Annotated in this window: 29 protein-coding genes and 1 pseudogene; 23 read left to right on the forward strand and 7 right to left on the reverse strand. The window is 50.5% G+C overall.

The genetic code is table 11. From position 1 onward, the window contains the following. The first annotated feature begins 1 nt into the window (after window position 1). From KNP60_RS14345 to KNP60_RS14385, 10 genes and pseudogenes are all read left to right on the forward strand, one after another. On the forward strand, window positions 2-1,534 hold the full coding sequence (locus KNP60_RS14345) for an alpha-glucosidase (RefSeq protein ID WP_034781482.1): 1,533 nt from the start codon (window positions 2-4) through the stop codon (window positions 1,532-1,534). Window positions 1,535-1,551: 17 nt separating this feature from the next. Further along, window positions 1,552-2,526, forward strand: a complete 975-nt coding sequence (locus KNP60_RS14350; protein WP_034781484.1) for a LacI family DNA-binding transcriptional regulator — start codon at window positions 1,552-1,554, stop codon at window positions 2,524-2,526. A gap of 146 nt (window positions 2,527-2,672) precedes the next feature. Then, window positions 2,673-3,914 carry a sugar ABC transporter substrate-binding protein gene (locus KNP60_RS14355; RefSeq protein WP_034781487.1) on the forward strand — a complete coding sequence of 414 codons (1,242 nt, stop codon included), beginning with the start codon at window positions 2,673-2,675 and terminating at the stop codon, window positions 3,912-3,914. Window positions 3,915-3,957: 43 nt separating this feature from the next. Next, window positions 3,958-4,845, forward strand: a complete 888-nt coding sequence (locus KNP60_RS14360) for a carbohydrate ABC transporter permease (RefSeq protein WP_034781489.1) — start codon at window positions 3,958-3,960, stop codon at window positions 4,843-4,845. A gap of 12 nt (window positions 4,846-4,857) precedes the next feature. Further along, a complete protein-coding gene (locus tag KNP60_RS14365; protein WP_152567792.1) occupies window positions 4,858-5,751 on the forward strand; it encodes a carbohydrate ABC transporter permease in 894 nt (297 codons plus the stop codon). A gap of 117 nt (window positions 5,752-5,868) precedes the next feature. Beyond that, on the forward strand, window positions 5,869-6,807 hold the full coding sequence (locus tag KNP60_RS14370; protein ID WP_034781490.1) for a DMT family transporter: 939 nt from the start codon (window positions 5,869-5,871) through the stop codon (window positions 6,805-6,807). A gap of 15 nt (window positions 6,808-6,822) precedes the next feature. Continuing rightward, complete coding sequence (locus KNP60_RS14375) at window positions 6,823-7,248, forward strand: DMT family transporter (RefSeq protein ID WP_034781493.1); 426 nt, start codon at window positions 6,823-6,825, stop codon at window positions 7,246-7,248. 81 nt (window positions 7,249-7,329) lie between these two features. Continuing rightward, window positions 7,330-7,404, forward strand: a pseudogene (locus tag KNP60_RS15535) (Crp/Fnr family transcriptional regulator); the annotation flags it as partial. A gap of 115 nt (window positions 7,405-7,519) precedes the next feature. After that, the gene (locus tag KNP60_RS15540) at window positions 7,520-7,924 is read left to right on the forward strand and encodes a Crp/Fnr family transcriptional regulator (protein ID WP_235420263.1); all 405 of its coding nucleotides are present in this window, start codon (window positions 7,520-7,522) and stop codon (window positions 7,922-7,924) included. Window positions 7,925-7,936: 12 nt separating this feature from the next. After that, a complete protein-coding gene (locus KNP60_RS14385) occupies window positions 7,937-8,410 on the forward strand; it encodes a DMT family transporter (protein ID WP_034781495.1) in 474 nt (157 codons plus the stop codon). Here KNP60_RS14385 and KNP60_RS14390 read toward each other — a convergent pair. After that, window positions 8,407-8,610 carry a hypothetical protein gene (locus tag KNP60_RS14390; protein ID WP_034781499.1) on the reverse strand — a complete coding sequence of 68 codons (204 nt, stop codon included), beginning with the start codon at window positions 8,608-8,610 and terminating at the stop codon, window positions 8,407-8,409. The two genes, KNP60_RS14385 and KNP60_RS14390, sit on opposite strands and share 4 nt — an antisense overlap. A 79-nt stretch (window positions 8,611-8,689) precedes the next feature. Here KNP60_RS14390 and KNP60_RS14395 point away from each other — a divergent pair, with 79 nt between their 5' ends. The 5 genes from KNP60_RS14395 to KNP60_RS14415 are packed head-to-tail and all read left to right on the forward strand — an operon-like array spanning window position 8,690 to window position 11,517. Further along, the gene (locus KNP60_RS14395; protein WP_034781502.1) at window positions 8,690-9,181 is read left to right on the forward strand and encodes a hypothetical protein; all 492 of its coding nucleotides are present in this window, start codon (window positions 8,690-8,692) and stop codon (window positions 9,179-9,181) included. Next, window positions 9,181-9,663 carry a hypothetical protein gene (locus KNP60_RS14400; RefSeq protein ID WP_034781505.1) on the forward strand — a complete coding sequence of 161 codons (483 nt, stop codon included), beginning with the start codon at window positions 9,181-9,183 and terminating at the stop codon, window positions 9,661-9,663. The genes KNP60_RS14395 and KNP60_RS14400 overlap by 1 nt, the downstream gene beginning before the upstream one ends. Next, on the forward strand, window positions 9,660-10,478 hold the full coding sequence (locus tag KNP60_RS14405; RefSeq protein WP_034781508.1) for an SMI1/KNR4 family protein: 819 nt from the start codon (window positions 9,660-9,662) through the stop codon (window positions 10,476-10,478). The genes KNP60_RS14400 and KNP60_RS14405 overlap by 4 nt, the downstream gene beginning before the upstream one ends. Window positions 10,479-10,536: 58 nt before the next feature. Continuing rightward, window positions 10,537-11,016, forward strand: a complete 480-nt coding sequence (locus tag KNP60_RS14410) for a hypothetical protein (RefSeq protein WP_034781511.1) — start codon at window positions 10,537-10,539, stop codon at window positions 11,014-11,016. A gap of 15 nt (window positions 11,017-11,031) precedes the next feature. Then, window positions 11,032-11,517 carry a hypothetical protein gene (locus tag KNP60_RS14415; protein ID WP_034781514.1) on the forward strand — a complete coding sequence of 162 codons (486 nt, stop codon included), beginning with the start codon at window positions 11,032-11,034 and terminating at the stop codon, window positions 11,515-11,517. A 245-nt stretch (window positions 11,518-11,762) separates the two neighbouring features. Here the strand turns inward: KNP60_RS14415 and KNP60_RS14420 are convergent, their stop codons facing one another. The 4 genes from KNP60_RS14420 to KNP60_RS14435 form a co-directional block, all read right to left on the reverse strand. After that, on the reverse strand, window positions 11,763-12,491 hold the full coding sequence (locus KNP60_RS14420) for an ATP-binding cassette domain-containing protein (protein WP_034781516.1): 729 nt from the start codon (window positions 12,489-12,491) through the stop codon (window positions 11,763-11,765). A gap of 9 nt (window positions 12,492-12,500) precedes the next feature. Then, complete coding sequence (locus KNP60_RS14425) at window positions 12,501-13,226, reverse strand: hypothetical protein (RefSeq protein WP_034781519.1); 726 nt, start codon at window positions 13,224-13,226, stop codon at window positions 12,501-12,503. 109 nt (window positions 13,227-13,335) lie between these two features. Then, window positions 13,336-14,832, reverse strand: coding sequence for a phytoene desaturase family protein (locus KNP60_RS14430; protein ID WP_214797780.1), 1,497 nt, complete (start codon window positions 14,830-14,832; stop codon window positions 13,336-13,338). 123 nt (window positions 14,833-14,955) lie between these two features. Further along, a complete protein-coding gene (locus tag KNP60_RS14435) occupies window positions 14,956-15,558 on the reverse strand; it encodes a TetR/AcrR family transcriptional regulator (protein ID WP_052090288.1) in 603 nt (200 codons plus the stop codon). Window positions 15,559-15,729: 171 nt separating this feature from the next. On the opposite strand from KNP60_RS14435, the gene KNP60_RS14440 reads away from it, so the two are divergent. Together KNP60_RS14440 and KNP60_RS14445 are read left to right on the forward strand one after the other, a co-directional pair. After that, a complete protein-coding gene (locus KNP60_RS14440; protein WP_052090289.1) occupies window positions 15,730-16,458 on the forward strand; it encodes an ABC transporter ATP-binding protein in 729 nt (242 codons plus the stop codon). Continuing rightward, window positions 16,451-17,464 carry an ABC transporter permease gene (locus tag KNP60_RS14445; RefSeq protein WP_034781526.1) on the forward strand — a complete coding sequence of 338 codons (1,014 nt, stop codon included), beginning with the start codon at window positions 16,451-16,453 and terminating at the stop codon, window positions 17,462-17,464. Before KNP60_RS14440 ends, KNP60_RS14445 begins: the two co-directional genes overlap by 8 nt. A 50-nt stretch (window positions 17,465-17,514) precedes the next feature. Here the strand turns inward: KNP60_RS14445 and KNP60_RS14450 are convergent, their stop codons facing one another. After that, entirely contained in the window at window positions 17,515-18,120 is a 606-nt protein-coding gene (locus KNP60_RS14450) for an SAM-dependent methyltransferase (protein ID WP_034781529.1), read from the reverse strand. A gap of 288 nt (window positions 18,121-18,408) precedes the next feature. Between KNP60_RS14450 and KNP60_RS14455 the strand changes: the two genes are divergently transcribed. Further along, window positions 18,409-18,867, forward strand: a complete 459-nt coding sequence (locus KNP60_RS14455) for a hypothetical protein (protein WP_034781530.1) — start codon at window positions 18,409-18,411, stop codon at window positions 18,865-18,867. Window positions 18,868-18,915: 48 nt separating this feature from the next. Here the strand turns inward: KNP60_RS14455 and KNP60_RS14460 are convergent, their stop codons facing one another. Next, complete coding sequence (locus KNP60_RS14460; protein WP_034781533.1) at window positions 18,916-20,409, reverse strand: MDR family MFS transporter; 1,494 nt, start codon at window positions 20,407-20,409, stop codon at window positions 18,916-18,918. Window positions 20,410-20,563: 154 nt separating this feature from the next. Here KNP60_RS14460 and KNP60_RS14465 point away from each other — a divergent pair, with 154 nt between their 5' ends. From KNP60_RS14465 to KNP60_RS14485, 5 genes are all read left to right on the forward strand, one after another. Beyond that, window positions 20,564-21,436, forward strand: a complete 873-nt coding sequence (locus tag KNP60_RS14465) for a TetR/AcrR family transcriptional regulator (RefSeq protein ID WP_034781534.1) — start codon at window positions 20,564-20,566, stop codon at window positions 21,434-21,436. 146 nt (window positions 21,437-21,582) lie between these two features. Then, window positions 21,583-22,596, forward strand: a complete 1,014-nt coding sequence (locus tag KNP60_RS14470) for a LacI family DNA-binding transcriptional regulator (RefSeq protein WP_034781538.1) — start codon at window positions 21,583-21,585, stop codon at window positions 22,594-22,596. 196 nt (window positions 22,597-22,792) lie between these two features. Beyond that, window positions 22,793-24,106 (forward strand): ABC transporter substrate-binding protein, encoded by a 1,314-nt coding sequence (locus KNP60_RS14475; RefSeq protein WP_034781540.1) that lies wholly within the window; start codon window positions 22,793-22,795, stop codon window positions 24,104-24,106. A 62-nt stretch (window positions 24,107-24,168) separates the two neighbouring features. Next, window positions 24,169-25,068: a carbohydrate ABC transporter permease gene (locus KNP60_RS14480; RefSeq protein ID WP_034781543.1), complete on the forward strand. Its 900-nt coding sequence runs from the start codon at window positions 24,169-24,171 to the stop codon at window positions 25,066-25,068. A gap of 3 nt (window positions 25,069-25,071) precedes the next feature. Continuing rightward, complete coding sequence (locus KNP60_RS14485) at window positions 25,072-25,998, forward strand: carbohydrate ABC transporter permease (RefSeq protein ID WP_200881514.1); 927 nt, start codon at window positions 25,072-25,074, stop codon at window positions 25,996-25,998. The last annotated feature ends 17 nt before the right edge of the window (window positions 25,999-26,015 follow it).

Here is a 26,015-nt window from a genome sequence, read left to right on the forward strand (position 1 = left end):
TATGGACGCAAAAAAAGTGAGCACGGTCTATCAAGTATATCCAAAAAGTTTTCAAGACAGCGACGGCGATGGGGTCGGTGATTTACAAGGAGTGATCAGTCGCCTCGACTATTTAAGCTGGCTCGGGGTAGAGATGCTTTGGTTGAATCCGGTTTACGTCTCGCCCGGTTACGATAATGGCTATGACGTCGCAGACTATACACAAATCGATCCTCTGTTCGGGTCGATGGATGATATGGACGAGTTGATTCGTGAAGCACGTGACAGAGGAATCGGCATCATGATGGACATCGTCGCCAACCACACGTCGCATCAGCATGAGTGGTTCCTTCAATCCGAACGTGATCCGGAAGGAGCGTACGGTAATTTCTACATTTGGTGTGATACGCCGAATGAATGGAGCTCGTTCTTCGGGGGCGGGACGTGGACGTACTCACCGATCCGGGGCCAGTACTACTTCCATGCATTCGCTCCGGAACAACCAGATTTGAATTGGGGGAACGAGCAAGTACGTAAAGAAATGGCGGCAGTCTTAGCGTTTTGGGTCGAGCGCGGGGTGACTGGTTTTCGGTTTGATGTCATTGATTTGATTGGCAAAGACGTCCATCGAAAGCAATGGCTCGACTTTCCGTTGATGCGTCGTTACTTGAAAGATTTAGTGGCGCAAGTTGACACCTCTTCCTTGTTGCTTGTCGGGGAAGCTGGAGGATTGACTCCGAACGAAATTCTAACTTTGCAACGGGACGGTTCGCTCGACGTCGTCTTCAATTTTGAAGTATGTGCTCTCGATGAGCAGGCAGGACAAGGCAAATGGAAGCTCGCTCCGTTCGAACCGTCGAGGCTAAAAACCACGCTCGATACGTGGCAACGAGCGTTTGCGGTGGAAGGACGCAATAGCCTGTTTTGGAATAACCATGACCAGCCGCGTGTCATTTCACGATGGTATGACGATGACGAGCGGGCTGCGAAGATGCTCGCGGTCCTCCTATACGGATTGAAAGGAATCCCGTTTCTGTATCAAGGAGAAGAGGTCGGGATGACGAACGGTATGATTGCGACAGAGGAGTATCAAGACATCGAGACGCTAAATTATTTGCGGGCGGGTGGAACGCTTGATGCCGTTCGCATGAAAGGACGTGACCATGCCCGGATTCCGATGGCATGGGGCGAAGGGACGGACTCGTTCAGCACGGGAACACCGTGGCTTCGATCAGCTCACGACGAAGCAGGCAGGGACGTCGCGACGATGCGTTCAGATAAAACGAGTCTGCTTCATCTGTACCGAGAATTGATTGCGCTACGCCGGACAAATCGACTGCTTCGAGACGGAGCTTATGAACTCGTACCGACCGAGGAGCGGCTATATGTGTACCGCCGCATCATCGATGGGGAGCCTCCACTTCTTGTCGTCGCAAATTTGTCTCAAGATACGCTGCCGATGCCCAGTGGTTGCGGGGAACGTTTGGTTTCGACAGAGCAGGTTGAGGCGCCAATGCTACGGCCGTATGAAGCGTTCATATGTTATAATTTTTGACAGAAGGAAGTGAGGAAATGGCAGGAATTAAAGACATCGCAAAAGAGGCTGGCGTTTCGATATCGACCGTCTCATATGCGCTAAACGGCAGTCCGAAAGTGACAGAAAAGACGAGGCAACGCATCATTAAAATCGCCGAAGAGTTGAACTACGTGCCGAACGCCGCGGCGAGGACGCTAAAAACGAGAAAGACACATATTATCGGAGCGTTTTTAGGCGATTATTCCGGGTCGTTCTATGGAGAGTTATTAAAAGGCATCAACCAAGAGCTGTCTGATACTGGCTATGAGTTGATTGTTTGTAACGGTCCCGAATCACATCGTCTGATGACCGAACGCATGGTGGATGGGGCGCTCATCTTAGGGCATCGCTTCACCCAAGAACAGATTTTAGAGTTCGCGGACCGAGGGCACCCGCTGACGATGCTCGACCGTGAAATTGAGCATCCGAACATCAGTTGTGTGCTGCTCGATAATCAGATTGGGATGAATCAAGAGATGGACGCCATCTTAGAGACCAACCCTGGACAAATCCATCTTGTGAACGGACCGGTCGGCAATCATGATGCTGTCGAACGACGGAAAGTTGTCGTTGATCGCGCGAACGCGGCTGGGGTAACCGTCCGGGAATGGACCGGTGAATTCACGAAACGGTCAGGCATTCGGGCAGCGAGTGACTTACTTGAAGTGCTCGAAGAAGGGGATGCCATCATGTGTTTAAATGATGACATGGCGCTCGGGGTTTATGACGTCTTGCAAAACTCTTCTTTCAGAATCGGGGAAGACATTTCGCTCGTTGGCTTTGATAAACTCGAGATTACAAACTATACGCAGCCTCGGATCGCAAGTGTCAGCTATTCGAAGCCTGACTGGGGCAAGAAGGCGGCTCGCGCGTTACTCCAACTGATTGAAGAGAAAGAAAATTCGAAAGAGACGATCCCTTCAAAGTTCATGAAAGACGCCTCGATTCGAAAAAAAAATAATAAAAGATAAAATACGTATTGTAAGCGGATACATTGTGAACTATAATGTTTATAGAAACGTTTAACCTGTTGATTTGCAGTAAAACCTTTGTATAAACATTATTTTTTTACACGATAATCGAAACGTTTCGATTATCGAGAAACGGAGGAATTCAGATGAAGAAATTAGGGTTAGCAGCGGTAGCGGGCACGGTAATCATTTCAGGTCTATTGGCGGGATGTTCTTCTGGATCGAGCGGCGATGACGCAAATACCATCACAGTTTGGGCGATGGGTGAAGAAGGAAAAGCTTTGCCGAAACTAGCAGAACAATATGAAAAAGAAAACGAAGGCGTCAACGTCAAAGTACAAGCAATCCCTTGGGATACAGCGCATGATAAACTGTTGACTGCGGTCGCTTCGAAAAATGGTCCAGATGTCGTTCAAATGGGAACGTCTTGGATGCCTGAATTCGTAGAGGCGGGAGCACTCGCGAATATGAAAGATTTCGTAAAAGATTACCCGGAACTTGATCCATCAAACTTTTATGAAGGATCGGTTGAAACGGTTCAATTCGAGGACGGTCTTTACGGGGCACCTTGGTATGTCGACACACGTGTTCTTTATTATCGGAAAGACGCACTTGAAAAAGTAGGTTATCCAGAAGCGCCAAAAACGTGGGATGAATTAGAAGACGCTTCGAAAAAACTTGCGGCTCGTGACGGGGAAGACATGTACGGGATTACGTTGGACACGAACGACCAAATGCTATCGTTCATGTTCGCTCGTCAAAACGGTTCAGAGCTGTTAACAGAAAATCAAGAGCCGCTCTTTGATCAACCAGAATTCATCGAAAGCGCAGAATATTTAACAAACTACTTCACAGAAGGATATGCACCAATCGATTTAGGGCTTGATGTTGTGCAGGCGTTCGGGGCAGAAGAACCGAACGTGCCGATGTTCATCAGTGGACCATGGATGATTAACATTATCAATGATCAAATGCCTGACATTGAAGAGAAGTGGGGTACAGCCGTTCTTCCAGCGAAAGAAAATAATATCTCGTTCCTTGGAGGATCGAACTTAAGTATTTTTGAAAGCAGTGAGAAGAAAGACGAAGCCGCGAAGTTTATCGCATATATGAGTAAACCAGAAACACAGACAGAGTGGATGGAGATGACGAAGTCACTTCCATCGACAAAAGCGACATGGGCAGAGAACGAAACGCTCAAAAACGATGAGAAACTCAAAACATTCGGTGAGCAGATGGAAGCGGCAGAGCCGATGCCGATGATGACAACGTGGGAAAAAGTAGCGCAAACATATTTGCAGAGCTTTGAGAAAATGTATCGCGGTGCGGCTACTGTAGAAGATGAAGTTAAGGTGTTCCAAGAAAAAGCGAAGTCGATTTTAAAATAAACGGAGGGGTACACCCCCTCTCGTTTAATTAAAGGAGAACCTTATGAAACAATTTCTTAATGATCGAGCGCCATACTTGCTCGTCGCGCCGACCGTTCTCTTGTTACTCATGTTCTCGATCATGCCGTTATTCATCGCTTTTTTCATGAGTTTTACAGACATGGATTTGGCGGGAATTGCGAACTGGGCAAACATTGAATGGATCGGACTCACCAACTACATTGAAATCTTCAAAGATGAAGTGTTCATCCAAGCGTTATTGAACACGATCGTTTATGTCGTTATTGGGGTACCGATTGTGATCGGTCTTTCGCTCGCGATTGCGATGGCAATCAATTTCGGGACTGGCAAAGTCTTCGAATGGTTCCGTGTCGTCTTTTATATGCCGTCGATCACGAACGTTGTAGCGGTCGCGGTCGTTTGGGGATTCTTGTTTAATCCGCAGTATGGTCTCTTCAATTTCCTGTTAAATACAATCGGCCTTCCAGATGTCCCGTGGCTACAAGATCCGTTTATCGCTAAATTATCGTTGATCATGCTTGCCGTATGGCGTGCGGTCGGAATCAATATGATTATTTTCTTGGCAGCTCTTCAAGGGATTCCACGCACGTACTATGAAGCGGCAGCGTTAGATGGGGCAAGTACGTTCCAGCAAATGTTCAAGATTACAATTCCGTTGCTCCGATATGCGATTTTCTTCGTAACGGTGACAACTTTGATTGGATGGATTCAGTTCTTCGAAGAACCGCTCATCATGACCGAGGGGGGACCACTCAATTCGACGACGTCACTCGCGTTGTTTATATACAACAACGGTTTCCAGCTCAGTAACTTCGGTTATGCGGCTGCCGGATCGGTCGTGTTGTTCATTCTGATCATTACGGTGACACTCATTCAGTTCCGTCTTCAAAAGAACGAAAACAACTATTAAGGAGGGGCATTCATGATTCCAAATGAAAAACCGGTAGCCGTGAATGTGAAGCGGGAGAAATTCTCGCCACTTCCCGACTTAAACCATAAACGAAAAGCCAAACTCTCGCAGTTGCTGGTCGCGCTTGTTTTGACCGTCCTCGGTATCGCTTTTATGTTGCCGTTCTTCTGGATGGTGATCTCGTCCTTTAAGACGGATGCGGAAATCTTGGCGCTACCGCTGACGATCCTACCGGAAAATGTGACGTTCGAACATTACATCGATTTATTCGTGAATTTAAACTTTTTAACGTATTTGAAGAACACGTTGTTGATTGTACTCGCATCATTTTTCGGTTTATTGCTCACAGCAATGGCCGGTTATGCGTTTGCGAAGCATAAGTTTAAGGGGAGTAACATCTTGTTCGTCGGTGTCTTGGCGACAATGATGATTCCAGGACAGGTTACGATGATTCCCGTTTATTTGATGCTCAATCAAATGGGTCTGACGAACACCATGATGGGGATTGTCCTCCCCGGTCTCGTTGGTGCGTTCGGGGTATTCTTGTTCCGACAGTTCATGACGACGATTCCAGAGGAAATGCTGGAAGCGGCTCGCTTGGATGGAGCGAGTGAGTTTCGAATTTTCTTCTCAATCGTCTTGCCGATGTCAAAACCGATTTTGGCGGTACAAGGAATTTTGACTTTCATCGGTGCTTGGAACAGCTTCTTGTGGCCGCTTATTATCGCCAATGATGAAGCTCTTTACACACTGTCAGTTGGATTAGCGCTTCTACAGGGGCAACATGGTGGAAACTACGCCTTACAGATGGCTGGGGCCACATTCATGGTTGTGCCGATTATCATTATCTTTATGATTTTCCAAAAGCATATCATCGAAGGATACAATATATCTGGAATGAAGTGAACCTTACGCCATGTAAGGTTCTTTTTTTATACTCAGGACATCGGTCCTTTATGCTCGAGTGCTCGAGGGGTAAGCTTAACACGTACACAGCATATAGAGAGAATCGAGGAAGAGACTATGTTAGCCATTGTAATTGGACTCGTCATCGGGATTTTGTTGCCGATGCAGACGAGCGTGAACTCGCGTCTGCGCACCATCGTCGGGTCACCATTTGTCGCGTCGTTCCTGTCGTTCGCGATTGGGACGACCTTTTTAACGCTCACGTTACTGCTCACCGGGCAATCATTCGGGATCGAATCATCCATTTTCCAAGGAGAACCGCTTTGGATGTGGTCGGGCGGTTTGTTGGGGGTCATCTTTTTAACGGGGAACATCCTCTTGTTCCCGAGACTCGGCAGCGTTCAGACCGTCATCATGCCGATCTTTGGACAGATATTGATGGGGCTGTTGATTGACCACTTCGGCTGGTTCCATTCAGCCGTCAACGTCCTCACGCCGTGGCGCGTGTTCGGCGCCTTGCTCGTCTTGCTCGGTGTCGTCGGCACGGTCGCGCTAACGGACTGGATCAATCGTCGCCGCGGTAAACTCGTCGCCACATCGCAGACGGGAACCGGCAATTTGAACGTCTGGCGCCTCGTCGGAATCGGGACCGGGATGATGAGCGCGACACAGACGGCCATCAACGGTTATTTAGGAACGGTGCTCGAATCAGCTTTGAAAGGGGCGCTCGTCTCGTTCGTCGTCGGGACGGTCACGTTACTGCTCATCTTACTCGTCTTGCGGCCGAGCGTCGAATGGCGCGGGCTACGCGGTCAGCCGTGGTGGATTTGGCTCGGCGGGATCATCGGGGCACTGTTCATCGGCGGGAACGTCTTGATCGTACCGATGGTCGGGACCGGCATCGCCGTCGTCATCGTCATTGTCGGCTTGCTGTGTGGGAGTCTGCTCATCGACCGCTTCGGTTGGTTCGGGGCCGCGAAGAACCCGGTCACCGGGATTCAACTCGTCAGTTTACTCGTCATGGTCATCGGGATCATGCTGATTCGTTTGTCGTAAGGGAGGAAAGACATCATGCGCGGAGTACTGTTCGCCATCAGCGGCGGCTTCTTTTTAACGCTACAGAGTGTCGCCAACGCTCGCATCAGTTCGAGTATCGGGACGTGGCAAGCTGCGACGTTGACGCAATTGACGGGCTTCGTCGTTGCGCTCGTCATCATGCTTCTCGTCCGCGACCGGACGTACATCCATATGCGTCGCGTCGAGCCGCTCTATTTGTCAGGCGGCGCGTTCGCCGCGTTCATCTTGTTCAGCAATATGACGGCCGTGCATGAGCTCGGCGTCACCCTCACCATCTCGTTGTTCTTGATTGCCCAGCTTGCCCTCGCGCTCGTAATCGACTGGCGCGGCTGGTTCGGGATGTTGCGCCGTGACTTGAACCGGACGCAACTGCTCGGGGTCGTCATGATGATTGTCGGGATTCTCGTATTGAAAGGATGACGCCTGATGGAACAGATTGACCGTTACATGAAGCGGTATGGGTTGGATGGGGTGCTCCCTTCATCCGTCCGTCCTCATCTCATGCTCGTCCGTTACGCACCGGGGGAGGCGATTTGCATCCAAGGCGCTGAGGCCGAGCAGCTCCACTTTCTCGTCAGTGGAAAGATTCGGGTGGCCCACACGTCGGCGGCCGGGAAACGGCTCGTCTTGTCGTTCAAATATCCGCTTGACTTAATCCGGCGACATCGAATACGTCCGCCGCACGCCGTTCTTGAACACGGTCGAGGCGGTCACGCCGGTCGAGATGCTCGTCGTCCGCTTCGAGGATCTCGCGCGTCACGCCCAAGACGATGTCACGTGGCTGCATTATTTGCTCGAAGGGATCACGAAGAAGTTCGAGATGAAGTCGCAGTCGCTGAGTTTCAACTTGTTTTATCCGGTCGACGTGCGGCTCGCGAGCTATCTGTTGTCGATGACACCGGAAGAGACGACGCTCGGGTCGACCGTCGATGAGTTGACCGATATCGCCGATTTGATTGGGACGAGCTATCGCCACGTCAACCGGACGCTCAAACGGTTCGTCGAACAAGGATTGATTGAACGGGATCGTCGATCGATTGCCATCATTGATCGCGCCGGGCTGATTGCCGTTGCTGGGGAGAGTATTTATGAATGAGGAGGACACGTCATGGCACTTGGGATGATGCTCGCGGTCATGGGCGGCATGCTCGTCTGTGTGCAGAATACGTTTAACGCCAAAGTAAAAGAACGGGTCGGGGCGTGGGCGACGACGACGCTCGTGCTCGCCCTCGGCTTCCTGGCGTCACTGCTCGTCGGATTGATCAGTGAAGGAGCGGGTCTGTTCGCCGTCACGGGTATGGAGACGTGGTATTGGTTCAGCGGCATCATCGGGGTCGGTGTCGTCATGAGTGTGACGCAAGGCGTCCAACAGCTCGGGCCGAGCCATGCCATCTCGATCGTCATGGTGTCACAAATTCTATTCGCACTCCTCTGGGACACGCTCGGCTGGTTCGGGCTAGAAGCCATCCCGTTCACATGGAAGACGTTTGTCGGCATCGTGTTGATTGTCGGCGGGGTGCTGTTGTTCCAGTTGAGTGGGAAAAAAGAGATGGTTCACCAAAAAGCAAAGCAAGTCGTCTAAAACGATTTCCGACAAGTTGAACAAGTCTGCCCGTGTTCCTGCCGTTTGACGACGGTTTGGCAATGCGGGCATTTTGTCGTGATCGAGGCGCGTGGTTGGACGGGTGAACGGTCTCCAAACGATGATGGGTAGATGGTATAGGAGCGGGTCACAATGAAGCCGACGATGCCGAGCAGGATGGCTAAAATGAGAATATCCATCGAAATACCTCCTAATTATTGGTATGCTATTCGTATATACGGTGAACGGTCCGAATTGGTTTCAAGGAGGAATACATTTATGGTGACACGAGAAGAACGAATCGAGCAGTTATATATGCTTCCCAAAAAAGGTGCGTTTAACTTGTTATGGGCCGCCGCGGCAGGGCTAGGACTGGGGTGGTGGATCTATACCAATGCATCATTGCCAATGCTTGCGATGTTCGTCTTTTTGATGATGACGGCTGTCCCGCTCAGTCGCGTAGCGTGGCAGAAGACGCGTGTATCCGTGACGTTCAATGAAAATCGCTCCTACAAACGGTTAATCCGGGCGAAAGGCGTCATCGCGATTGCGATGTTATGGGTCATGCTCGGTTTGATGGGCGGGTATGTATCCGGATACTTCGCATTGCCGGTATTCAGTGGACTGTCGGCGACGTTGATTGCAGGCATGTTGGTGGTTGAGACATGGCTCGATACCCGCTTGCTTCGGATCGATCACGAGCATGTCTCGGATAGCTTGATTGGATTTACGAAACGGGAACGGATGAAACGGAAATGGGAGAAGGAATGATGGTCGAGCATAAAGATCGCTTGCTTCAATTGATGCGGTTTGAACAAGTCTCGATTCGTTTATTTGGTCTACTGGTCGCCATCATCATCTTGACCTCGTTTTATCTCCATAGTCGTTACACCTTAACGAACATGCAGGTGTTCGCAGCCTTTTTAGTCATTTACGCATCACTGATTTTATGGGGCTGGTTACGGATGAAGCTATTGCTCCGTTTTAGTTCGGATGAGCTGTATCGCCGATATGTTCGACTCAACTTTTTATTCATCTTCATGACGGTCATCGGGCTCGCGGTATTTATTTGGGGTACAGTCATTCAAAATTTTCAACACGTCACGTATTCATTGCTTGGTACGCTCATCGTTGTACCTTTCCTATATTTCGAATGGTGGGTGAATGAGCGACTCAAAAAGATTGACCCAGAGCATGTGACGAATCAAGACATTCGCCAATACAGACGATTGAAGAAAGCAGGGGAACAATGATCATTTGGAATGACATACCGGACGATCCGAATCGGTTGCCCGCATTAACGGACGACGTATTAACTGAAGTGGAAGGGCGCCTCGGGGTGAAACTGCCGGACGATTATCTCGAGGCGATTCGTATCCAGAACGGGGGATATGTCGAACAGCGCGACTTACCGATTACATGGAATGGGCAAGATGACATCGCCCTCGTCGATTCGATTGCTGGAGTTGGTTTAAATAAAGGGTTGATTGAATCCAAGGCGTTATTAAAAGAGTGGGGTGTCGAGGATGAACAATTGATTGCGTTCGCCGGTGACGGGCACTTTTTCCTCGCATTCGACTACCGTGAAGGCGCGACGCCGAAGATTGCCTATATCGATACGGATACGGAAGAGATTGATGTCTTGTTCGACTCATTCCGTCAATTCACGGAAGCGCTCACGACGGTGGATATGGGAGTATATGAAGAAATGACTCCAGAATCAGGTACTGAAATGAAACAAGGGGAGACGCTCCTGAAAGATGCGCGACGCCTACTCTATAGCGATCATCTAGAAGACAAAAGGATTGGTGCGGTTCTTTGGTTCAATAGCTTGGATTTACTTGAAGCGGACGAACTCGTTCGTGAGCTATTGACATGGATGGATGACGAGACGTTGCGAGAGACGGCAACAAGCGTCATTCAAGAAGTCATTATTCGACGGAAGCCTTTAGATCAACAACTGTTCGAAGCATTTTTTGAGACGCTCCACAGGCAAGACGACGCCTATAGTAAACAACGCTACGAAGAGACGATGTACATTCTCGATAACGATATTCGAGTCGAGTGAAACGATTTGCCGTTTCTTTTCGTAAAAGAAGGTAACGAGATTTGATTAGGGGGATTGGATGGTTGACCATAACATAAGACTTGAACGCATGATGGAGAACGATCGAAAGCGACAAAAACAAATGTTGTACCCGACGATAGGAATCATCGCACTGTTCATCATCTATTTTTGGGCGACGGACGTCCTCTTACTGTTGCCGATCATCTTGGTTGGACAGTTGCCCGTGCTGTATAAAGGGTGGCATCGGATGAAGTTGCTGCTCACCTTCAACGACGACGCTCGCTACCAACAGAAAGTACGGTCCGAGTTCGGCTTGGCCGTCGGGAACATCGTGTTTCTTTTATTGTTGATTGCTAGCTCGATGCTCGGGTGGATCACGCTACTCACGCTCGTCATCGTCGTTATCGTCGGTCTGATCACGTTCTTGGCGCTTGGGATTCGCATCGACCGTGAGTTGAAAACGATTGACCCGGAGCATGTGACCGCGACGGAGCTCGGCAAGGCGCAACTCGAGCGCGAAAAACGAAAGTCATCATGATGGGAGTACCTAACTATGGTTAATAAAAATGAACGGCTGAAACAAATGGTCGAGAACGACCGAAAGGTGAACCGGACGGCGCTCTTGCTCACGTTCGCAATTTTAGGGATCGCCTTTTACTTCATCTTTACGCAAGACATCACCCTCGCGACATTCGCCATCATCATCATGGCGACGCAATTGCCGAGCCTCTATCGGGCGTGGCACCGCATGAAGTTGCTGCTCACATTCAATGACGACGCGCGCTATCAAAAGTTCGTGCGACTCGAGTTCGGCATCGTGCTCGCGAACGTCATCTTGCTTGGGGTCTTCATCGCCATCGCTTGGGCGATTGAAGGGTCACTCGTCATCTTCGCCATTATGCTGCTCGCCTTGTTTATCCCATTCATCTTCTTATCGGTATGGGTGAACCGGAAAATCGAGTTGATTGACCCGGAGCACGTGACGAATCATGAGCTGCGGACGGCGCATCGCGATGAAGCGAAACGTCAGCTCAAATAAGGAGGAAGACGATGGATCTACGAGTGTTTGACATGCTCTGGTCGCTTGGTACCTTTGCTGTCATGTTAGGCGGAGTCATTCTTGTATTGAAGCTGATTATCGGAAAATCGAGTTCAGGCAACTAAAAGAAGCATCTGACGTCGTGTCAGATGCTTTTTCTTATGAAAACATGCCCACCAATATCCCGCAGATGACCATGCCGATCGTATAGAACTTGAAGCGGTGTCGTTCCCAAAATGAATCGGTCATCGTGTCACCGCCACATCATTCGTCGTTCCTTCGACCATCGCGACGAACGCCTCGTCCGGGTCGGTCGTCCCGGAGGCGCGCAACCAGTCTTGGAAGTCGCCTTCGTATAACACACGTCCCGCGTGGAGGAAGATGACATGTGCCTCAAATTGTGAGAGGTCATGTAGCTGATGCGTCGAGATGAGGCACGTCCGTCCCTCTTGGACGAGACGGTGCAACCGCCGCATGATGTGGATCCGCGATGCCGGGTCAACCCCGCTCGTCGGTTCATCGAACAGATAGAGGGAGCGCTTGACCGAGGCGAGCAACGTCACGAACAACCATTTCCGCTCCCCGACAGACATTTTCCCGAGTTTCATCTTCCATAAGTGTTCGAACAGTTCTTGCTCTCGAGCGGTCGAGAGTCCGTTCACATACGACTCGAGTTTTTTGAAATCGGGACGTTTGGATAACCGTCCGATAAAGTAGGCGAGGTCTTTTCCGGTCAACTCATGATGGTTATACATGAGTTGTGTCAAATACAACATGTCCGCCGTCGGGACGAGTTCGAGTGATTCTTTGTCGACTGAAAGTGTCCCGGTCATACAATCAAAGAGTGTCGTCTTCCCGGCACCGTTTTGTCCGATCAAGACATTCAGCTTATTCGGTTGCAGTGTGAACGAGACACCGTCGAGCACAGGACGCGTCGCTTTCGGATAGTGATAAGTAAGTTGGTGTACGTGCATAAGAACCTCCTAGCGTGTGATGAGTGAGACGAGACTGAAGCGTTTCAACGCAATCGCACCGATGATGAAGTAACCGAGTACGGAAAGGAATGTCGCCCATACTCCAAACGAGAGTTCGACTTGAGTAGTCAGGTGCAGCAATCCGAGCGCGAATTCATGGAGCGCGTAGAACGGGTTGAGGAAGCTGAACCATTGATCAGGTGAGTTGATTGCCAATAAAAAGAGCGGAAACATCAGAATGTTCGCGAACGTCCCGAGACTCGATACTTTCACTGGAAGTGCCGTGATGGCGACACTAGCAACCGCGAACGGGATACTCCCGATCAATACGAGTAGAGACGTTGCAATCAACTTGAACGAGAAGAACCCGTGTACGAGTGTGACGACCGTTGTGAATAAAAGCAGGCTGATGGAGGCGAATAATAGCTGTGCTAAGATGACGGCGATGACATACGTCAGTTTGTTCCCGGAAATCATCACGTACGTTTTCATCAGTCCATATTCGCGCATTCGAGCGAGTTCTATACCGACACCGTTCACATATGTAGCAAGAATAATATACACCCAGAAATAAGAGAGCCCTGGGTAGTATTCCGCTGTCGTCGCTTGGCGGATATCTGAAAACGACTGCGTCAAGGCGATAATGAGTGGGATCCCGAGCGTCCAGATGAATGGAATCTTATCGGTGACGACAACTTTGGCATACATAAAGAAATAACTTGTGATTTGATGCATCCTGTTCCTCCGCTTGGTTTGATTGTTGTATCGTAGCACAATATACGGAAAATGATTGGAAAAAGTTTCAAAAAATAATCCCTCACATAGAATGAGGGATTGAAGAAAATCATTTCACTTTGTCACGTTTCGCAATCTTATCACTCACTTGCTGGCCGCTCAGTGTCACCATCGGCATGCCGCCACCGGGATTGACCGTGCCGCCGACGAAGTAGAGGTTGTCGTACAGCTCGCTCTGCTTCTTGTGCTTGAAGCCGCCGTTCTGCTTCTTATCGGCGACGGTCCCATAAATCGCGCCCCGATCCGAGCCGTACGTCCGCTCGATATCATGCGGCGTCCAGACGTCGCGCGTCACTGTGTGTTCGCGCAACCCGTCCAAGCCCATCCGCTCGAGCTTATCGAGGACACGCTCTTCAAAGGCGGCGTAATCCTCTGGCGTGAACGGGTTGTCTTGGATGTACGGGATGTGCGGCAAAATTTTGATGTTCTCGTGCCCGTCCGGTGCCTGGGTCGGATCGGTCTTATTGACGTTCACCAAGTAAATCGTCGGGTCGTCCGGCAACTCGTGCTGCTCGAAAATCTTGTCCATCTGTTCATGCAAGTTCTCCGAGAAGAAGAAGTTGTGGTGGCCGAGGGCCGGGTACTCTTTGTTCACCCCGAGGTGGAGCACGAAGCCGGAGCTGGCCGGTTCATACTTTTCGACAAGCTTGTCGACGAATTGTTCATCCGCCTCGACCATCTTTTGATAGAACGGGATGACTTCCATGTTGGAGACGAAATAGTCAGCTGAACGAAGCCGTCCATCCTCGAGCTCGATGGCCGTCAGTTGACCGTTCAACGTATGGGCCCGGACGACGCCCTGCCCGGTATGGAGCTTCACACCAATCTCTTCAGCGAGTTTCGTCAATCCTTCCGCTAGTTTATGCGTCCCGCCTTCGACGTACCAGCAGCCTTGCGCGTGCTGCATGTAAATCATCATGTTGAGGACGGCCGGTGCGCTGTACGGGGATGAGCCGACATATTTCACATAATACGACAGCATCGTCCGCAAATGCGGGTTGCTGATTCGTTTGGCAATCCCGTCGTACATCGTCGACGTCAAATCGAAGCCGAACAACGTCGAGAAGAGTCCGGTCTGTGCCACTGCTTCGCGCGGAGACTCGAACCCTTCCTTCAAATAACTCTTCTCTGTCGTCTTATAGATGCGCTCGGCATATTTCAACAGTTCGCGATACTCACGCATGTCTTTCCGCGACAGCGACGGGTTGGCGCGCTTCATCACGGCCAAGTCGTGATACAAGTCGAGTACCGTGCCGTCCGGGAAGAACGAGCGCCACTCGAGGTCGAGCCGTTTTGTCGGTATATAGTCTTCCATCCGCTTACCGCTGCCTGCGAACAGTTTCTCAAAAATCTGCGGCATCGTTAAAATTGAGGGGCCGAGATCGAAGCCGAACCCGTCCTGTTCAAGCCGATTCACTTTCCCGCCGATGTGGTCGTTCTTTTCGTACAAGGAGACGTCATACCCTTTTTGAGCGAGCGAGATGGCCGCTGATATCCCTCCGAGACCTCCACCGATCACAATCACAGACTTGTTCACGTTTTGCATAGACGAGCCGCCCTTCTTTCGCCAGTTAATTTTTATGAACCAAAGACATTCTTCTCCGTATACATACCCATTTGAGAAGTATTTTATCCAAATATTAACGTACAGGAGGGAACGGTAAAAGTTTCAATGTGCACGGAGACCACCCGCGACGAGCGGCCCTTCGAACGTGATTGTATAGATGATGCGGGCAATGTCCTCGGCCGTGTCGGGCCGATCGCTATAGAGCCATTCGTAAATGACACCCATATGGGCCGATGAGATGTAAGACACTAAATAATCGGCCGGCACGAGCGCCTTCGTCTCGTCGAATAAGACCGTCGGGGAACGATGGAACAGCGCCGCATGCATGTACGACCGGAGCCGGGCCTGGAACTGCGGGTCCCCGTTCGGTCTGAGGAGCGGTTTCATCAAGATTTTATTGTCTTCGATGAAACGGATGAACGGGACGAGCAGTTGATAGGAAGATTCGCCGCGCTCTTCATCGAAGACGTGAGGGAGGTTTTTGACGAGTTTAAGTTCGGCCTCATGGAAAATCGCTTCAATCGACTTCTCCATCAAGTCGAACTTATCCACATAGTGACTGTAGAACGTCCCGCGATTGATGCCGGCCCGTTCGGTGATCGCTTTCACGGTGACCGCCTCGAATCCATGCTCGTCAATCAACTCGAGGAAGGCGCTTTTAATCAATTGTTTCGTTCGTGTGATGCGTAAATCTTCATGTCCCATCTGAATATTCTCCTTTATCCAACACTTGAGTGAAAACTGTCTGATAACCGACACGATGGCCGATATTGCCGATTGTTGGGCTGTCGACTGAGGTCTATACTGAACCTATAAACCAACACGGTGTCTATTAATTCAGTGTACTCGAACAAGGCATCGAAAAGGAGAATGAATATGGATATTCAACTGAACGACATCAGTAAATCGTTCGGTGACCAATTGGCCATCGACCATGTCGGCTTTACCATCAACTCAGGCGACATTTGTTGCTTGCTCGGCCCGTCCGGTTCGGGGAAGACGACGCTCATTCGGCTGATGATCGGTGCCTTGGCCGCGGACAAAGGTTCGATTCGCATCGGCGAAACAAAGATGCCGAACATGGGCATGCTCCACAATATCGGCTTCATGCCCCAGAACGACGGATTGTATGACGACTTGTCGGCCGAGGCGAACTTGGAGTTTTTTGGCTCAATCTATAAACTCGGTAAAACGAAGCTCCAACAACGCATCCCGGAAGTGCTCACGCTCGTCGATTTGACGGATGACCGCAAAAAGCTCGTCCGTAACTTCTCGGGCGGGATGAAAAAACGGCTCTCGCTTGCGATTGCCATCCTCCATCAACCCGACGTCTTATTTTTAGACGAGCCGACGGTCGGAATCGACCCGATCTTGCGCCGGCAGATTTGGGATCAGTTTCAAGCGATTCGGGCGAACGGGACGACGATCATCGTCTCGACGCACGTCATGGACGAGGTACTCGAGTGTGACCGGGCCGCGCTCATCTATAACGGCCGTTTGATCGCTTACGATACCGTCCCGCACCTGTTGGACCAGACGGAGAACGGTCGCGTCGAGGAATTGTTCCTCATCGCCGGTCGAGAAGGAGGGATGGATCATGCGTAACTTGGCGAAACGCGTCATTTTTCAGACGCTCAACGATAAACGGAGTGTCGCCTTGATTTTGATCGCACCGCTCCTCATTTTGACGCTCGTTTACTTCCTCCTCGGTGACTCGGATTACGTGCCGGTCGTCGTGCTTGATGAGAACGCACAAACGCAACTCGTCGAGGCGTTCGAAGCCGAGACGCTCGACGTCCGGTTGGACACGGTCGACGACCCGTTCGGATACTTGGAAGACAATAAGGACGTCGATGCGATCTTTGAAGCGACGCAGGAAGGGACGACAATCACGCTCCGAGAACCGTCGACGAAGTCGTCGAAGGCGGTGCGGGAGATTCAAACGGCGCTGTCGGTGTTGAATCCGGCGGCTGATATCGAGATGAACTATGTATACGGGGAAGAAGGCCAATCGACGTTCGACTCGTTCGGCTACGTGTTCTTGTCACTGTTCTCGTTCTTCTTCGTCTTCATCCTGTCCGCGATGGCGCTCGTCAAAGAACGGAGCGGCGGCACGCTCGAACGTCTGCTCATGACACCCATCAAACGTGGCCAGGTCATTCTAGGGTATACGCTCGGCTACGGCGTGTTCGCGGTCGTCCAGTCCGTCTTCATCGTCCTCTATACGATTTACGTGCTCGGGCTGACATCGCTCGGCAATATCGGCTGGGTGTTTCTCGTGATGATTCTAATGGCCGGGACGGCCGTCTTGTTCGGCGCGACGATTTCGGTGTTCGCCCGATCAGAACTCCAGGTCGTCCAGATGATCCCGTTCACGATCATCCCGCAAGTGTTTTTCTCAGGGTTAATCCCGCTCGACTTGATTCCATACGGCCTCGGCAACTTGAGCTATGTCATGCCAATCTTTTACGGGGCGACGGCGATTAAAGAAGTGATGGTGTACGGTAGTGGATTTGCCGGCATTTGGGGCTACGTGCTCGGTTTGATCGTTTATGCCGGTGTGCTCTACTTGTTGAATATGCGTGCGCTTGGAAAGTATCGGGGGCATTGATGTCACAACGACAAAACCGACTCGTGGTTAGCGAGTCGGTTTTCGTTTATTTATAGGGTGCTTGCTTTTTGACCGATGTATTGCAAGACCGCCGATTCGCCGTTATGGAGCGCGCCTTCATACCGTTCCACGGTCCCGTCGAAAAAGTGAATCGTCTTGAATGAGTTCATTAGTGTGGAGAAGTCAGCGGGCGTATAAAGCAGTTCTTTTTGTTTCGGACCGCCCGTCCCGTAATCAAGTTGCGCCTCACTGTAGACTTCCGTCACAAAATAACCATCTGGTTTTAAGGCCCGCTTGACGCCTTCCAAGACGGATTTTTTCACGTTGTCGGGGAAATGTCCGTAAATACAGACGATCGCGTCATAGGTGTCTATCGGCCAATCCGCAACGGCCAAATCGACGAGACGAGTATGAAGAGTGACCTCGCGACGTTCTGCTAACCGGTTTGCTTTGTCGAGACCGACTTGCGAATAGTCCCACATGTCCACATTGACTCCTTGTTCCGCGAGCCAAACCGCGTTTCGACCTTCCCCTTCGGCAATCGCGAGCACGCGCATCCCTCGTTTGAACAGATGTGCCTGTTGCTTCACAAAAGCATTCGGGGCTTCCCCATATACATACTCATCCGTATTGAACCGTTTGTCCCAAGTTGACATTCTCTGTTCCTCCTTAACGGACGTAGAGCTTATACGTCCTCAAGTTTGTTCTTTCAGTTTACATGAAAAAAGCATCCGGGCAGATGCCCCGAATGCTTGTTAACGTTTAAGTAGTAAAGCGACGCCCGTCACGAGAAGTGCGAGTCCGCTAAACAATCGTATTTGGTTGCAAGTCACTATCCTTCACCCCTACATTCAATATCTTCCTCTAATCAGAATAATCTAAATCCTTAAAAAAGGGAACAAAAACCAGTTTCCTTACGTAAGATAGAAGTGAGGTGATTACGAATGGAGAAACAAGCACGGATCCGGACGATTCAACTGTATCAAAAAAGATGGATGCCCTTGCACGTATCGGTCGTCATCGCGGTCGGTCTCTCATTTGCGCTATTGGTCATGAATGAGTTTCAAACAGGTTATGGAATCGCCTTCTTAGCGGCGCTCGTTGTGTTGATCTATCTGGAATGGCGCGAGAGCCGATTCATGCAACGGTTGACGGACGAACGGACCGTTCAGAAGTTCATTCGCCGCACGTATGTCGGTCGCAACGCCGTCTCGTTGTTCGGGGCGATTGGATTCTACTTCTTATTTAAGAACGACATGCAGTCAAACTTGCTCTTATGGCTCGTCATTTTCTTTGGTGCGATTGCTGCCCAGGCAGCCACGACGATACACTACGAGCGGAAGATTCGACAGATTGACCCGGAGCATCCGAGTCGGAATGATTTGAGTTTTACAAAAGGATAACCGAGAAAATAAGCCGCCCTGTTCGCACAGGACGGCTTGTTGTATTCATTAATTCGCTTTTTTGAGTTCTGATTTTTCTTCCTTGAAGTCGAGCTTGCGTACATCGACCCGTTTCACGAAGAAGGCGAGAACGAGCGCGAGTAGGTTCATTCCGAGTGCCACATAGAACGAATACTGGATGCCTGACAGAAGCGCTTGTTGTGTCAACGCGCCCATCGCACTCTCGGTGAGTGTCGCTGGGTCGACGCCGGTCATGAGCGACTCGGCTTCTGTTTTCGTCACCGAGTTCATGATTGTGACGAGGACTGCTGTCCCAATCGCACCGGATACTTGTTGGGCCGTGTTGTTGATGGCCGTTCCGTGCGGGTTGAGGCTTGTCGGCAACTGGTTGAGACCGTTAGTCATGATCGGCATCATGACCATTGACATCCCGAACATGCGAAGCGTGTACGTCGTCACGATGTACGTGTACGTCGAATCGAGTTGGACGTTGGCGAGCATGTACGTTGAGATCGCTGTAATCGTGAGACCCGTGATCGAGAGCAACTTCGGTCCGAATTTATCGAACAGTTTCCCTGTGATTGGGGACATGATCCCCATGATGATCGCACCCGGTAACAACATGAGCCCAGAGTCGAGCGGCGAGATGCCACGGACACTCTGTACGTAGGCCGGTGTCAAAATCATTCCGGAGAACATGGCGACGGCGTTGACAATCGCGATGATTGAAGCGAGCGCGAACATCGGGTATTTGTATGCTCGTAAGTCGAGGAGCGGCTTCTCCATGTTGAGCTGACGGATGACGAAGGCAATCAAAGCGACGAACCCGACAATCATCGTCGTCAAGACGATTGGGTTATCCCAGCCATCTGAACTCGCTGAGCTGACACCGTACAAGACGCCACCGAACCCGAGCGTCGATAAGACGAGTGACAAGTAATCGAGCGATTGCTCTTTATTTTGGACCATGACGTTCTCGGCTTTCCAGACGGCGAGACCGAGACCGATGATGGCGAGCGGGAGAATCATCTCGAACAAGACGCGCCAGTCGTAGTATTCGACGATGTAGCCCGAGAGTGTCGGACCGATCGCTGGTGCTGAAATCATGACGAGACCGAAAATGCCCATCGCCGTTCCGCGTTTTTCACGCGGGAAACTGACGAGCATGACGTTCATCAAGAGCGGTCCCATCGTCGACGCCCCGACCGCTTGAATCATCCGACCGGCGAGTAAGACACCGAAGTTCGGAGAGAAAGCGGCGATGGCCGTCCCGAGAGCGAAAATCGCCATCGACGTGATGAAGAGACCACGGTTCGAGAACCGGGTGATCAAGTAGGCCGATGCCGGGACGAGCACGCCTGTGACGAGCATAAATCCTGTCGCGAGCCATTGGACGGTCGAGTAGTCAGCAATCTCCAAATCGACCATGATCGATGGGAGCGCGACGTTAAGTAAAGAGTTGTTGAGGAAGGCGATGAACGCCCCGACAAAGAGGACCGCGAGCATGAGATACGGCGGTTTCTTTTGGAATTCTGGTTTCATACGAGTTGCTCCTTTATGTTCTGAATAGTTATATACTAGTAAGTGTTGATGTAGTGATTTTATACCCGCCGTACAAATAAATCAACCATTTTGTACTGTCGGTTCAAAATGGTATACTTAAGCCAGAAACCACACAGAACGGAGCAATCAATATATGAAGGATAAGAAACGAAAAGTTGCTGACGTCGCAATGGCTTTGTTCATTGAGAACGGAGTGCAGCAGACGTCGGTCCAAGAAATCATCGAACGGGCCAACATCTCAAAAGGCACGTTCTATAACTACTTCGCCTCGAAGACGGACTGTGTCGCCAACATTCTCGAGAACTTGCGCTATGACGCTGGACAACGCCGGATTGAGATGCAGATGGGACGTGACATGCGCGACAAGGACGTCTTTATCGAGCAGATTTCGATTCTCATTCAATTGAACGAGGAGCGGAACCTCCACGCCTTGTTCGAGTCGATTATGTCAGCGAATGAGCCTGAATTGAAAAAGCTCGTCCTACAACACCGCGTCTATGAGATCGAGTGGCTCGCCATGCGCCTGACGGAAATTATCGGGGAAGAGATTCGCCCGTATTCGGTCGAGTTAACAGTGCTCTTCAACGGGATGTTGCAACATATCCTGTTCACACTCCGCATCACGAACACAGCCTACTCGATTCAGCGATTGATTCGTAATTTGTACGCCTACGTCGAGTTGATGGCGGCGCGTATGGTCGACACCGGAGAACATATCTTGAACCCGGTCACTGTCGATCAAATGCGGGGGACGACGGATAAGAACCTCGTCACGAAAGATGAGTTGATTGGGATGGCAGCGCGCATCCATGAGCACGTGAAGATGACCGAGGAACAAGCCGATTTGTTCGAAGCAATCACGTACGAGCTCCATCAAGACCGGCTCCGGAAAATCGTCCTTGAACAGTTGCTGAAACCGTTCCAACGTTTGTTCAAAGGTGAGACGGGAGAGACGGAAGTTCAAAAGTTCACGAACCTCGTTTGGTTATACACGCGGACACACTAACGACAAAAAGTGATTTTATCCGTTAATATAGAAGAAACACGGTACGAAAATAAATCTCAAAATATTCCACGAAAAAGAATTGATTCCTACAAATTCATGCGCTACAATCAAATTACCGAAAGCGCTTTCGGGAAGAGGAGAATGACATGGGCACGATTTATGATTTAGCTAAAAAAACCGGCTTTTCGATTACGACGGTCTCCAAAGCGTTGAACAACTATAAGGACGTCAGCGAAAAGACGAGAGCCAAAATATTACAAGCAGCGGCTGAGATGGACTATCTGCCGAACGCACACGCCCAGTCGTTATCGACGAAAAAATCGTGGGCGATCGGGGTCATGTTCTCAGAAGCGAACGAAGTCGGAATGAAACATCCATTTTTTAACGGCATCATTGAAAGTTTCCGTCACGCGACCGAGGAACACGGCTACGATTTAATCTTCGCCTCTCGAAACCTCCGCAACCGTGACATGAGTTATCTCGAACATTTCAAACATCGAGCAGTCGACGGTATCGTCGTTATTTGTTCGGACCGGATGGACGAGCAAGTGCAAGAGCTCATGCAAAGCGATATCCCAATCGTCGTGGTCGATATGGACAGCGCCAACTGTAGCGTCGTCTATTCGGACAACACGGAAGGTGCCCGCATGGCTGTGAACCACTTGTACGAGTTAGGACATCGCCATATCGCGCATATCGCCGGAGATTCGTCGATTGACGCTGGTGCGGCCCGGGTGAAAGGGTATGAGCTTGCGATGCACGCACTCGACTTACCGATTCAACCAGGTTACTTGGTCAACGCCGGGTTCTTCTCGGTCGAAGAAGGCAAGCAGGCGATGGAGAAGTTATTACAACTGCCGGCACCGCCGACAGCAGTCTTCGTCGCAGGCGATCAAATGGCCATCGGGGCAATCGAAGCCGTCCATGAACACGGTCTCCGGGTCCCGGAAGACATCTCGATTATCGGCTATGACGACATCGAGATGATCAAATACATCACACCGAAGCTGACGACGATTCGTCAAGATACGGACGAAATCGGAGAAGCGGCGGCCGAGCTGCTCATCGAGCAGATGACAGCCAAAGAACGACGGACTGAACGTCGTGTCATCCCAGTTCGGTTGATTGAACGTGCGTCTTGCGCACCGGTCAAAAAGTAAACAAGTCACGATGATCTTTCGAAGTCGCTCTGTTCGCTTCAGCGGAATGGAGAGAAGAGAGCGATTTCGAAAATCATTCACCCTAAATCGAAACCGCTTTCGATATTTTATTTCAATATTTTCGAAAGCGCTTTCGACAAATTATTACCTCTTCTTGTAAACGCTTTCTAAAACACTTAAAAGGATGGGTTCACACATGCGTAAAAAATTAGTCAGCTTACTCTCAATCGGAGCATTATCAGTCGGCGTCTTGGGCGCTTGCTCAAACGATGAAGGAACTTCAGGTTCTGAGTCTGGTTCAAAAGATGACGTCCTCAAAGTTTGGTCGTTCACGGACGAATTGAAAGAGCCAATCAAAACATACGAAGAGAAGAACGGCGTCAAAGTTGAATTGACAATCGTTCCAATCGCCGACTATCCGACAAAACTCAAGCCAGCACTCGAAAGCGGCGTTGGGGCACCGGACGTCTTCACAGGCGAGATCGCGTTCCTCAAGCAATGGGTTGACGCAGGCTACTGGGAAAACCTTTCTGATGAGCCGTACAACGTCAATGAAATCTCAGACGACTACATCCCGTACGTCTTCGACCTCGGGAAAGACCAAGACGGCAACGTGCGCGCCCTCTCGTGGCAAACGACACCAGGTGGCGTCTACTACAAACGTAGCTTAGCGAAAGAAGTCCTCGGCACAGACGATCCGACTGAAATCGGCAACATGATGAGCTCGATGGATGGCGTCTTCGAAGTCGCTGAGAAGATGAAGCAAAAAGGTTACAAGATGTTCCCAGACGAAGGCGCGATCCGTTGGTTCTCACAAGGCGCGAACCCAGAAGCATGGGTAAACGACAAGAACGAACTCGTGTTGACAGAAGACAAGATCAACTACATGGACTACGCGAAAGAACTTCGTGAGAAACAATACACGGCACTCGCTCCAGAATGGTCACCATCTTGGTTCGAAGGCATGTCGAAGCCGATTAAAGTTAAAGAAGGCGGCAAAGAAACGGAAACGGAAGTGTTCTCTTACGTCCTTCCAACATGGGGTCTTCACAGCGTCTTGAAAGACAGCGCGAAAGACACAGCTGGTGACTGGGCAGTCACGAACGGTCCAAGCCCGTACTTCTGGGGCGGCACATGGCTCGGTGTTTACGAAGGATCGAAAAACAAAGAAGCTGCTTACGATTTCGTGAAGCTCATGACACAAGACGAAGAGTTCTTGACTGGCTGGGCTGAAGAGACAGGCGACGTCCTCGCTTACAAACCAGTTACCGACAAAATCAAAGACGACTTCAGCGATGAGTTCCTCGGCGGACAGAACAACTACGAGTTCTTCCTTGACCAAGCGGATGAAATCACACCAGGGATCGTCACGAAATATGACCAACAGCTCGACACGCTCTACGGCGCTTCAGTCCTTCAATATGTAGAAGGTAAGAAGTCGAAAGAAGAAGCGATCGAAGAGTTCAAGAAACAAGCGAAAAACGCTTACCCAGACATTACAGTTGACTGAGGCCAGCTAACCCGTGGGGGGACTTCCCCCCTTAAGGGTTGCTAGGGAAGGAGTAACACGACGTGAAAAAACTAGACCGCTATGGCTATGCCTTTATTGCCCCGTTTTGGGTCGTCTTTTTGACATTCAGTATTTATCCGGTCTTCTTGACCCTGTACTACAGTTTCACCAACTATACCGGCAGCCAAGGAGAAGAGGTCGTCGGCTTTGCGAACTACGCGCGCCTGTTGACTGACACATACTTCATCGAGGCGTTCGTCAATACGATCAAGATTTGGGGAGTAAACTTTGCCTTACAGATCGGTCTTGCACTGCTTTTGGCACTCCTGTTCTCAGATCTTCGTCTAAAACTGAAGGGCCTCGCGTTCTTCCGCTCGTTCTTCTATCTGCCTAACTTGATCACGATCAGTTCGGTCGCGCTCTTGTTCGGAATCTTGCTCGACTGGCAGCACGGTTCACTCAACATGATCCTCTTGAAACTTGGGATCATCTCTGACCCGATCAACTGGTTATCGCAACCGGTGACGGCACAACTGTCCGTCTCACTCATTTTGACATGGATGTGGTTCGGTCACTCGTTCATCATCGTCATGGCCGGCGTGTCGGGAATTTCAAAAGACTTTTTCGAAGCAGCCCATATCGATGGCGCGAACCGTTGGCAAATGTTCACGTATGTCACACTGCCACTACTCAAACCGATTCTCTTGTACATCATGATCACGTCACTCATCGGTGGACTCCAATTGTTCGATCTTCCGCTCCTCTTGACGGACGGAATTGGTGCACCGGATGGATCACTGAACACGATGGTCCTTTACTTGTACAACCAAGCATTCAAGTATAACAACTACGGCTATGCGTCAGCGGTCGCTTACGGCTTGTTCTTGATCACGCTCGTCTTCTCGGCGGTCGTCTTCAAAGGCATGTTCCGCAAAGAACGCGCTGCGCAGAAGGGAGCATAAGCAATGGAACAAAATGCAGAATCACGGCGTATGCTCGCCGACAGCGAAGTACAGCCGCCACGCGAGGAAACACCCCGCCAAGTGGATCCACCGAAGCAAAAGCAAAAGAAAAAATGGCTCAGCCGTGGTGTTATCTACACGGGTTTGATCGTCTTGACGATCGTCTGTTTCATCCCGTTCCTCATGATGCTCGTCAACGCGACACGGACGAACGGAGAAATCATGTCTGGTTTCTCCCTTCTCCCGGGGACGGCACTTGTCGAGAACTATGCGATTTTGAGTGACTACATCAACATCTGGAACGGCTTCAAGAACAGCTTGATCATCGCTGTGCTCGTCACATTGCTCTCTGGTTACTTCTCGGCGATGACGGCGTTCGGTTTCGCCTTCTACGATTTCAAAGGGAAAAATGCGATGTTCATCTTCATGCTTGTCATGATGATGGTACCGGGACAACTCGGACTCATCGGTTTCTACGAGATTTCGAAAACGCTCGGCATTCTCGACTCGTTCATCCCGCTCATCATCCCGTCGATCGCGAGTCCGTTCGTCGTCTTCTTCATCCGGCAGTACACCCAGGCCACGCTGCACGTCAGTATGATCGAAGCGGCCCGGATCGATGGCGCGAGCGAGCTTCGCATCTTCCATACGATTGCACTCCCGATGATGATGCCGGCCGTCGCCACGATGTCGATCTTCACGTTCATCGGCTCATGGAACAACTACTTGATGCCGCTCGTGCTCTTGTTCTCACCAGAGAAGTACACGTTGCCGGTCCTCATGGGCTTCTTGAAAGGTTCGCAAGTCGCCGAGAACCTCGGTGCCCTTTACCTCGGTATCGCCATCTCGGTCGTGCCGATCATGATCGCCTTCTTGTTCATGTCGAAATACATCGTCAGCAGTATCTCGGCTGGTGCGGTCAAAGAATAATAGAGAAAAGAGGAACA

The sequence above is a fragment of the Exiguobacterium sp. s5 genome, assembly GCF_018618075.1.
GTDB classification, from domain to species: Bacteria; Bacillota; Bacilli; order Exiguobacteriales; family Exiguobacteriaceae; genus Exiguobacterium; species Exiguobacterium mexicanum_A.

What these genes read in the sequence shown, in the direction of transcription:
- KNP60_RS14345 (WP_034781482.1), top strand. Translation starts at nt 2, where the DNA reads ATGGACGCAAAAAAAGTGAGCACGGTCTATCAAGTATATCCAAAAAGT.
- KNP60_RS14350 (WP_034781484.1), top strand. Translation starts at nt 1,552, where the DNA reads ATGGCAGGAATTAAAGACATCGCAAAAGAGGCTGGCGTTTCGATATCG.
- KNP60_RS14355 (WP_034781487.1), top strand. Translation starts at nt 2,673, where the DNA reads ATGAAGAAATTAGGGTTAGCAGCGGTAGCGGGCACGGTAATCATTTCA.
- KNP60_RS14360 (WP_034781489.1), top strand. Translation starts at nt 3,958, where the DNA reads ATGAAACAATTTCTTAATGATCGAGCGCCATACTTGCTCGTCGCGCCG.
- KNP60_RS14365 (WP_152567792.1), top strand. Translation starts at nt 4,858, where the DNA reads ATGATTCCAAATGAAAAACCGGTAGCCGTGAATGTGAAGCGGGAGAAA.
- KNP60_RS14370 (WP_034781490.1), top strand. Translation starts at nt 5,869, where the DNA reads ATGTTAGCCATTGTAATTGGACTCGTCATCGGGATTTTGTTGCCGATG.
- KNP60_RS14375 (WP_034781493.1), top strand. Translation starts at nt 6,823, where the DNA reads ATGCGCGGAGTACTGTTCGCCATCAGCGGCGGCTTCTTTTTAACGCTA.
- KNP60_RS14385 (WP_034781495.1), top strand. Translation starts at nt 7,937, where the DNA reads ATGGCACTTGGGATGATGCTCGCGGTCATGGGCGGCATGCTCGTCTGT.
- KNP60_RS14390 (WP_034781499.1), bottom strand. Translation starts at nt 8,610, where the DNA reads ATGGATATTCTCATTTTAGCCATCCTGCTCGGCATCGTCGGCTTCATT.
- KNP60_RS14395 (WP_034781502.1), top strand. Translation starts at nt 8,690, where the DNA reads ATGGTGACACGAGAAGAACGAATCGAGCAGTTATATATGCTTCCCAAA.
- KNP60_RS14400 (WP_034781505.1), top strand. Translation starts at nt 9,181, where the DNA reads ATGGTCGAGCATAAAGATCGCTTGCTTCAATTGATGCGGTTTGAACAA.
- KNP60_RS14405 (WP_034781508.1), top strand. Translation starts at nt 9,660, where the DNA reads ATGATCATTTGGAATGACATACCGGACGATCCGAATCGGTTGCCCGCA.
- KNP60_RS14410 (WP_034781511.1), top strand. Translation starts at nt 10,537, where the DNA reads ATGGTTGACCATAACATAAGACTTGAACGCATGATGGAGAACGATCGA.
- KNP60_RS14415 (WP_034781514.1), top strand. Translation starts at nt 11,032, where the DNA reads ATGGTTAATAAAAATGAACGGCTGAAACAAATGGTCGAGAACGACCGA.
- KNP60_RS14420 (WP_034781516.1), bottom strand. Translation starts at nt 12,491, where the DNA reads ATGCACGTACACCAACTTACTTATCACTATCCGAAAGCGACGCGTCCT.
- KNP60_RS14425 (WP_034781519.1), bottom strand. Translation starts at nt 13,226, where the DNA reads ATGCATCAAATCACAAGTTATTTCTTTATGTATGCCAAAGTTGTCGTC.
- KNP60_RS14430 (WP_214797780.1), bottom strand. Translation starts at nt 14,832, where the DNA reads ATGCAAAACGTGAACAAGTCTGTGATTGTGATCGGTGGAGGTCTCGGA.
- KNP60_RS14435 (WP_052090288.1), bottom strand. Translation starts at nt 15,558, where the DNA reads ATGGGACATGAAGATTTACGCATCACACGAACGAAACAATTGATTAAA.
- KNP60_RS14440 (WP_052090289.1), top strand. Translation starts at nt 15,730, where the DNA reads ATGGATATTCAACTGAACGACATCAGTAAATCGTTCGGTGACCAATTG.
- KNP60_RS14445 (WP_034781526.1), top strand. Translation starts at nt 16,451, where the DNA reads ATGCGTAACTTGGCGAAACGCGTCATTTTTCAGACGCTCAACGATAAA.
- KNP60_RS14450 (WP_034781529.1), bottom strand. Translation starts at nt 18,120, where the DNA reads ATGTCAACTTGGGACAAACGGTTCAATACGGATGAGTATGTATATGGG.
- KNP60_RS14455 (WP_034781530.1), top strand. Translation starts at nt 18,409, where the DNA reads ATGGAGAAACAAGCACGGATCCGGACGATTCAACTGTATCAAAAAAGA.
- KNP60_RS14460 (WP_034781533.1), bottom strand. Translation starts at nt 20,409, where the DNA reads ATGAAACCAGAATTCCAAAAGAAACCGCCGTATCTCATGCTCGCGGTC.
- KNP60_RS14465 (WP_034781534.1), top strand. Translation starts at nt 20,564, where the DNA reads ATGAAGGATAAGAAACGAAAAGTTGCTGACGTCGCAATGGCTTTGTTC.
- KNP60_RS14470 (WP_034781538.1), top strand. Translation starts at nt 21,583, where the DNA reads ATGGGCACGATTTATGATTTAGCTAAAAAAACCGGCTTTTCGATTACG.
- KNP60_RS14475 (WP_034781540.1), top strand. Translation starts at nt 22,793, where the DNA reads ATGCGTAAAAAATTAGTCAGCTTACTCTCAATCGGAGCATTATCAGTC.
- KNP60_RS14485 (WP_200881514.1), top strand. Translation starts at nt 25,072, where the DNA reads ATGGAACAAAATGCAGAATCACGGCGTATGCTCGCCGACAGCGAAGTA.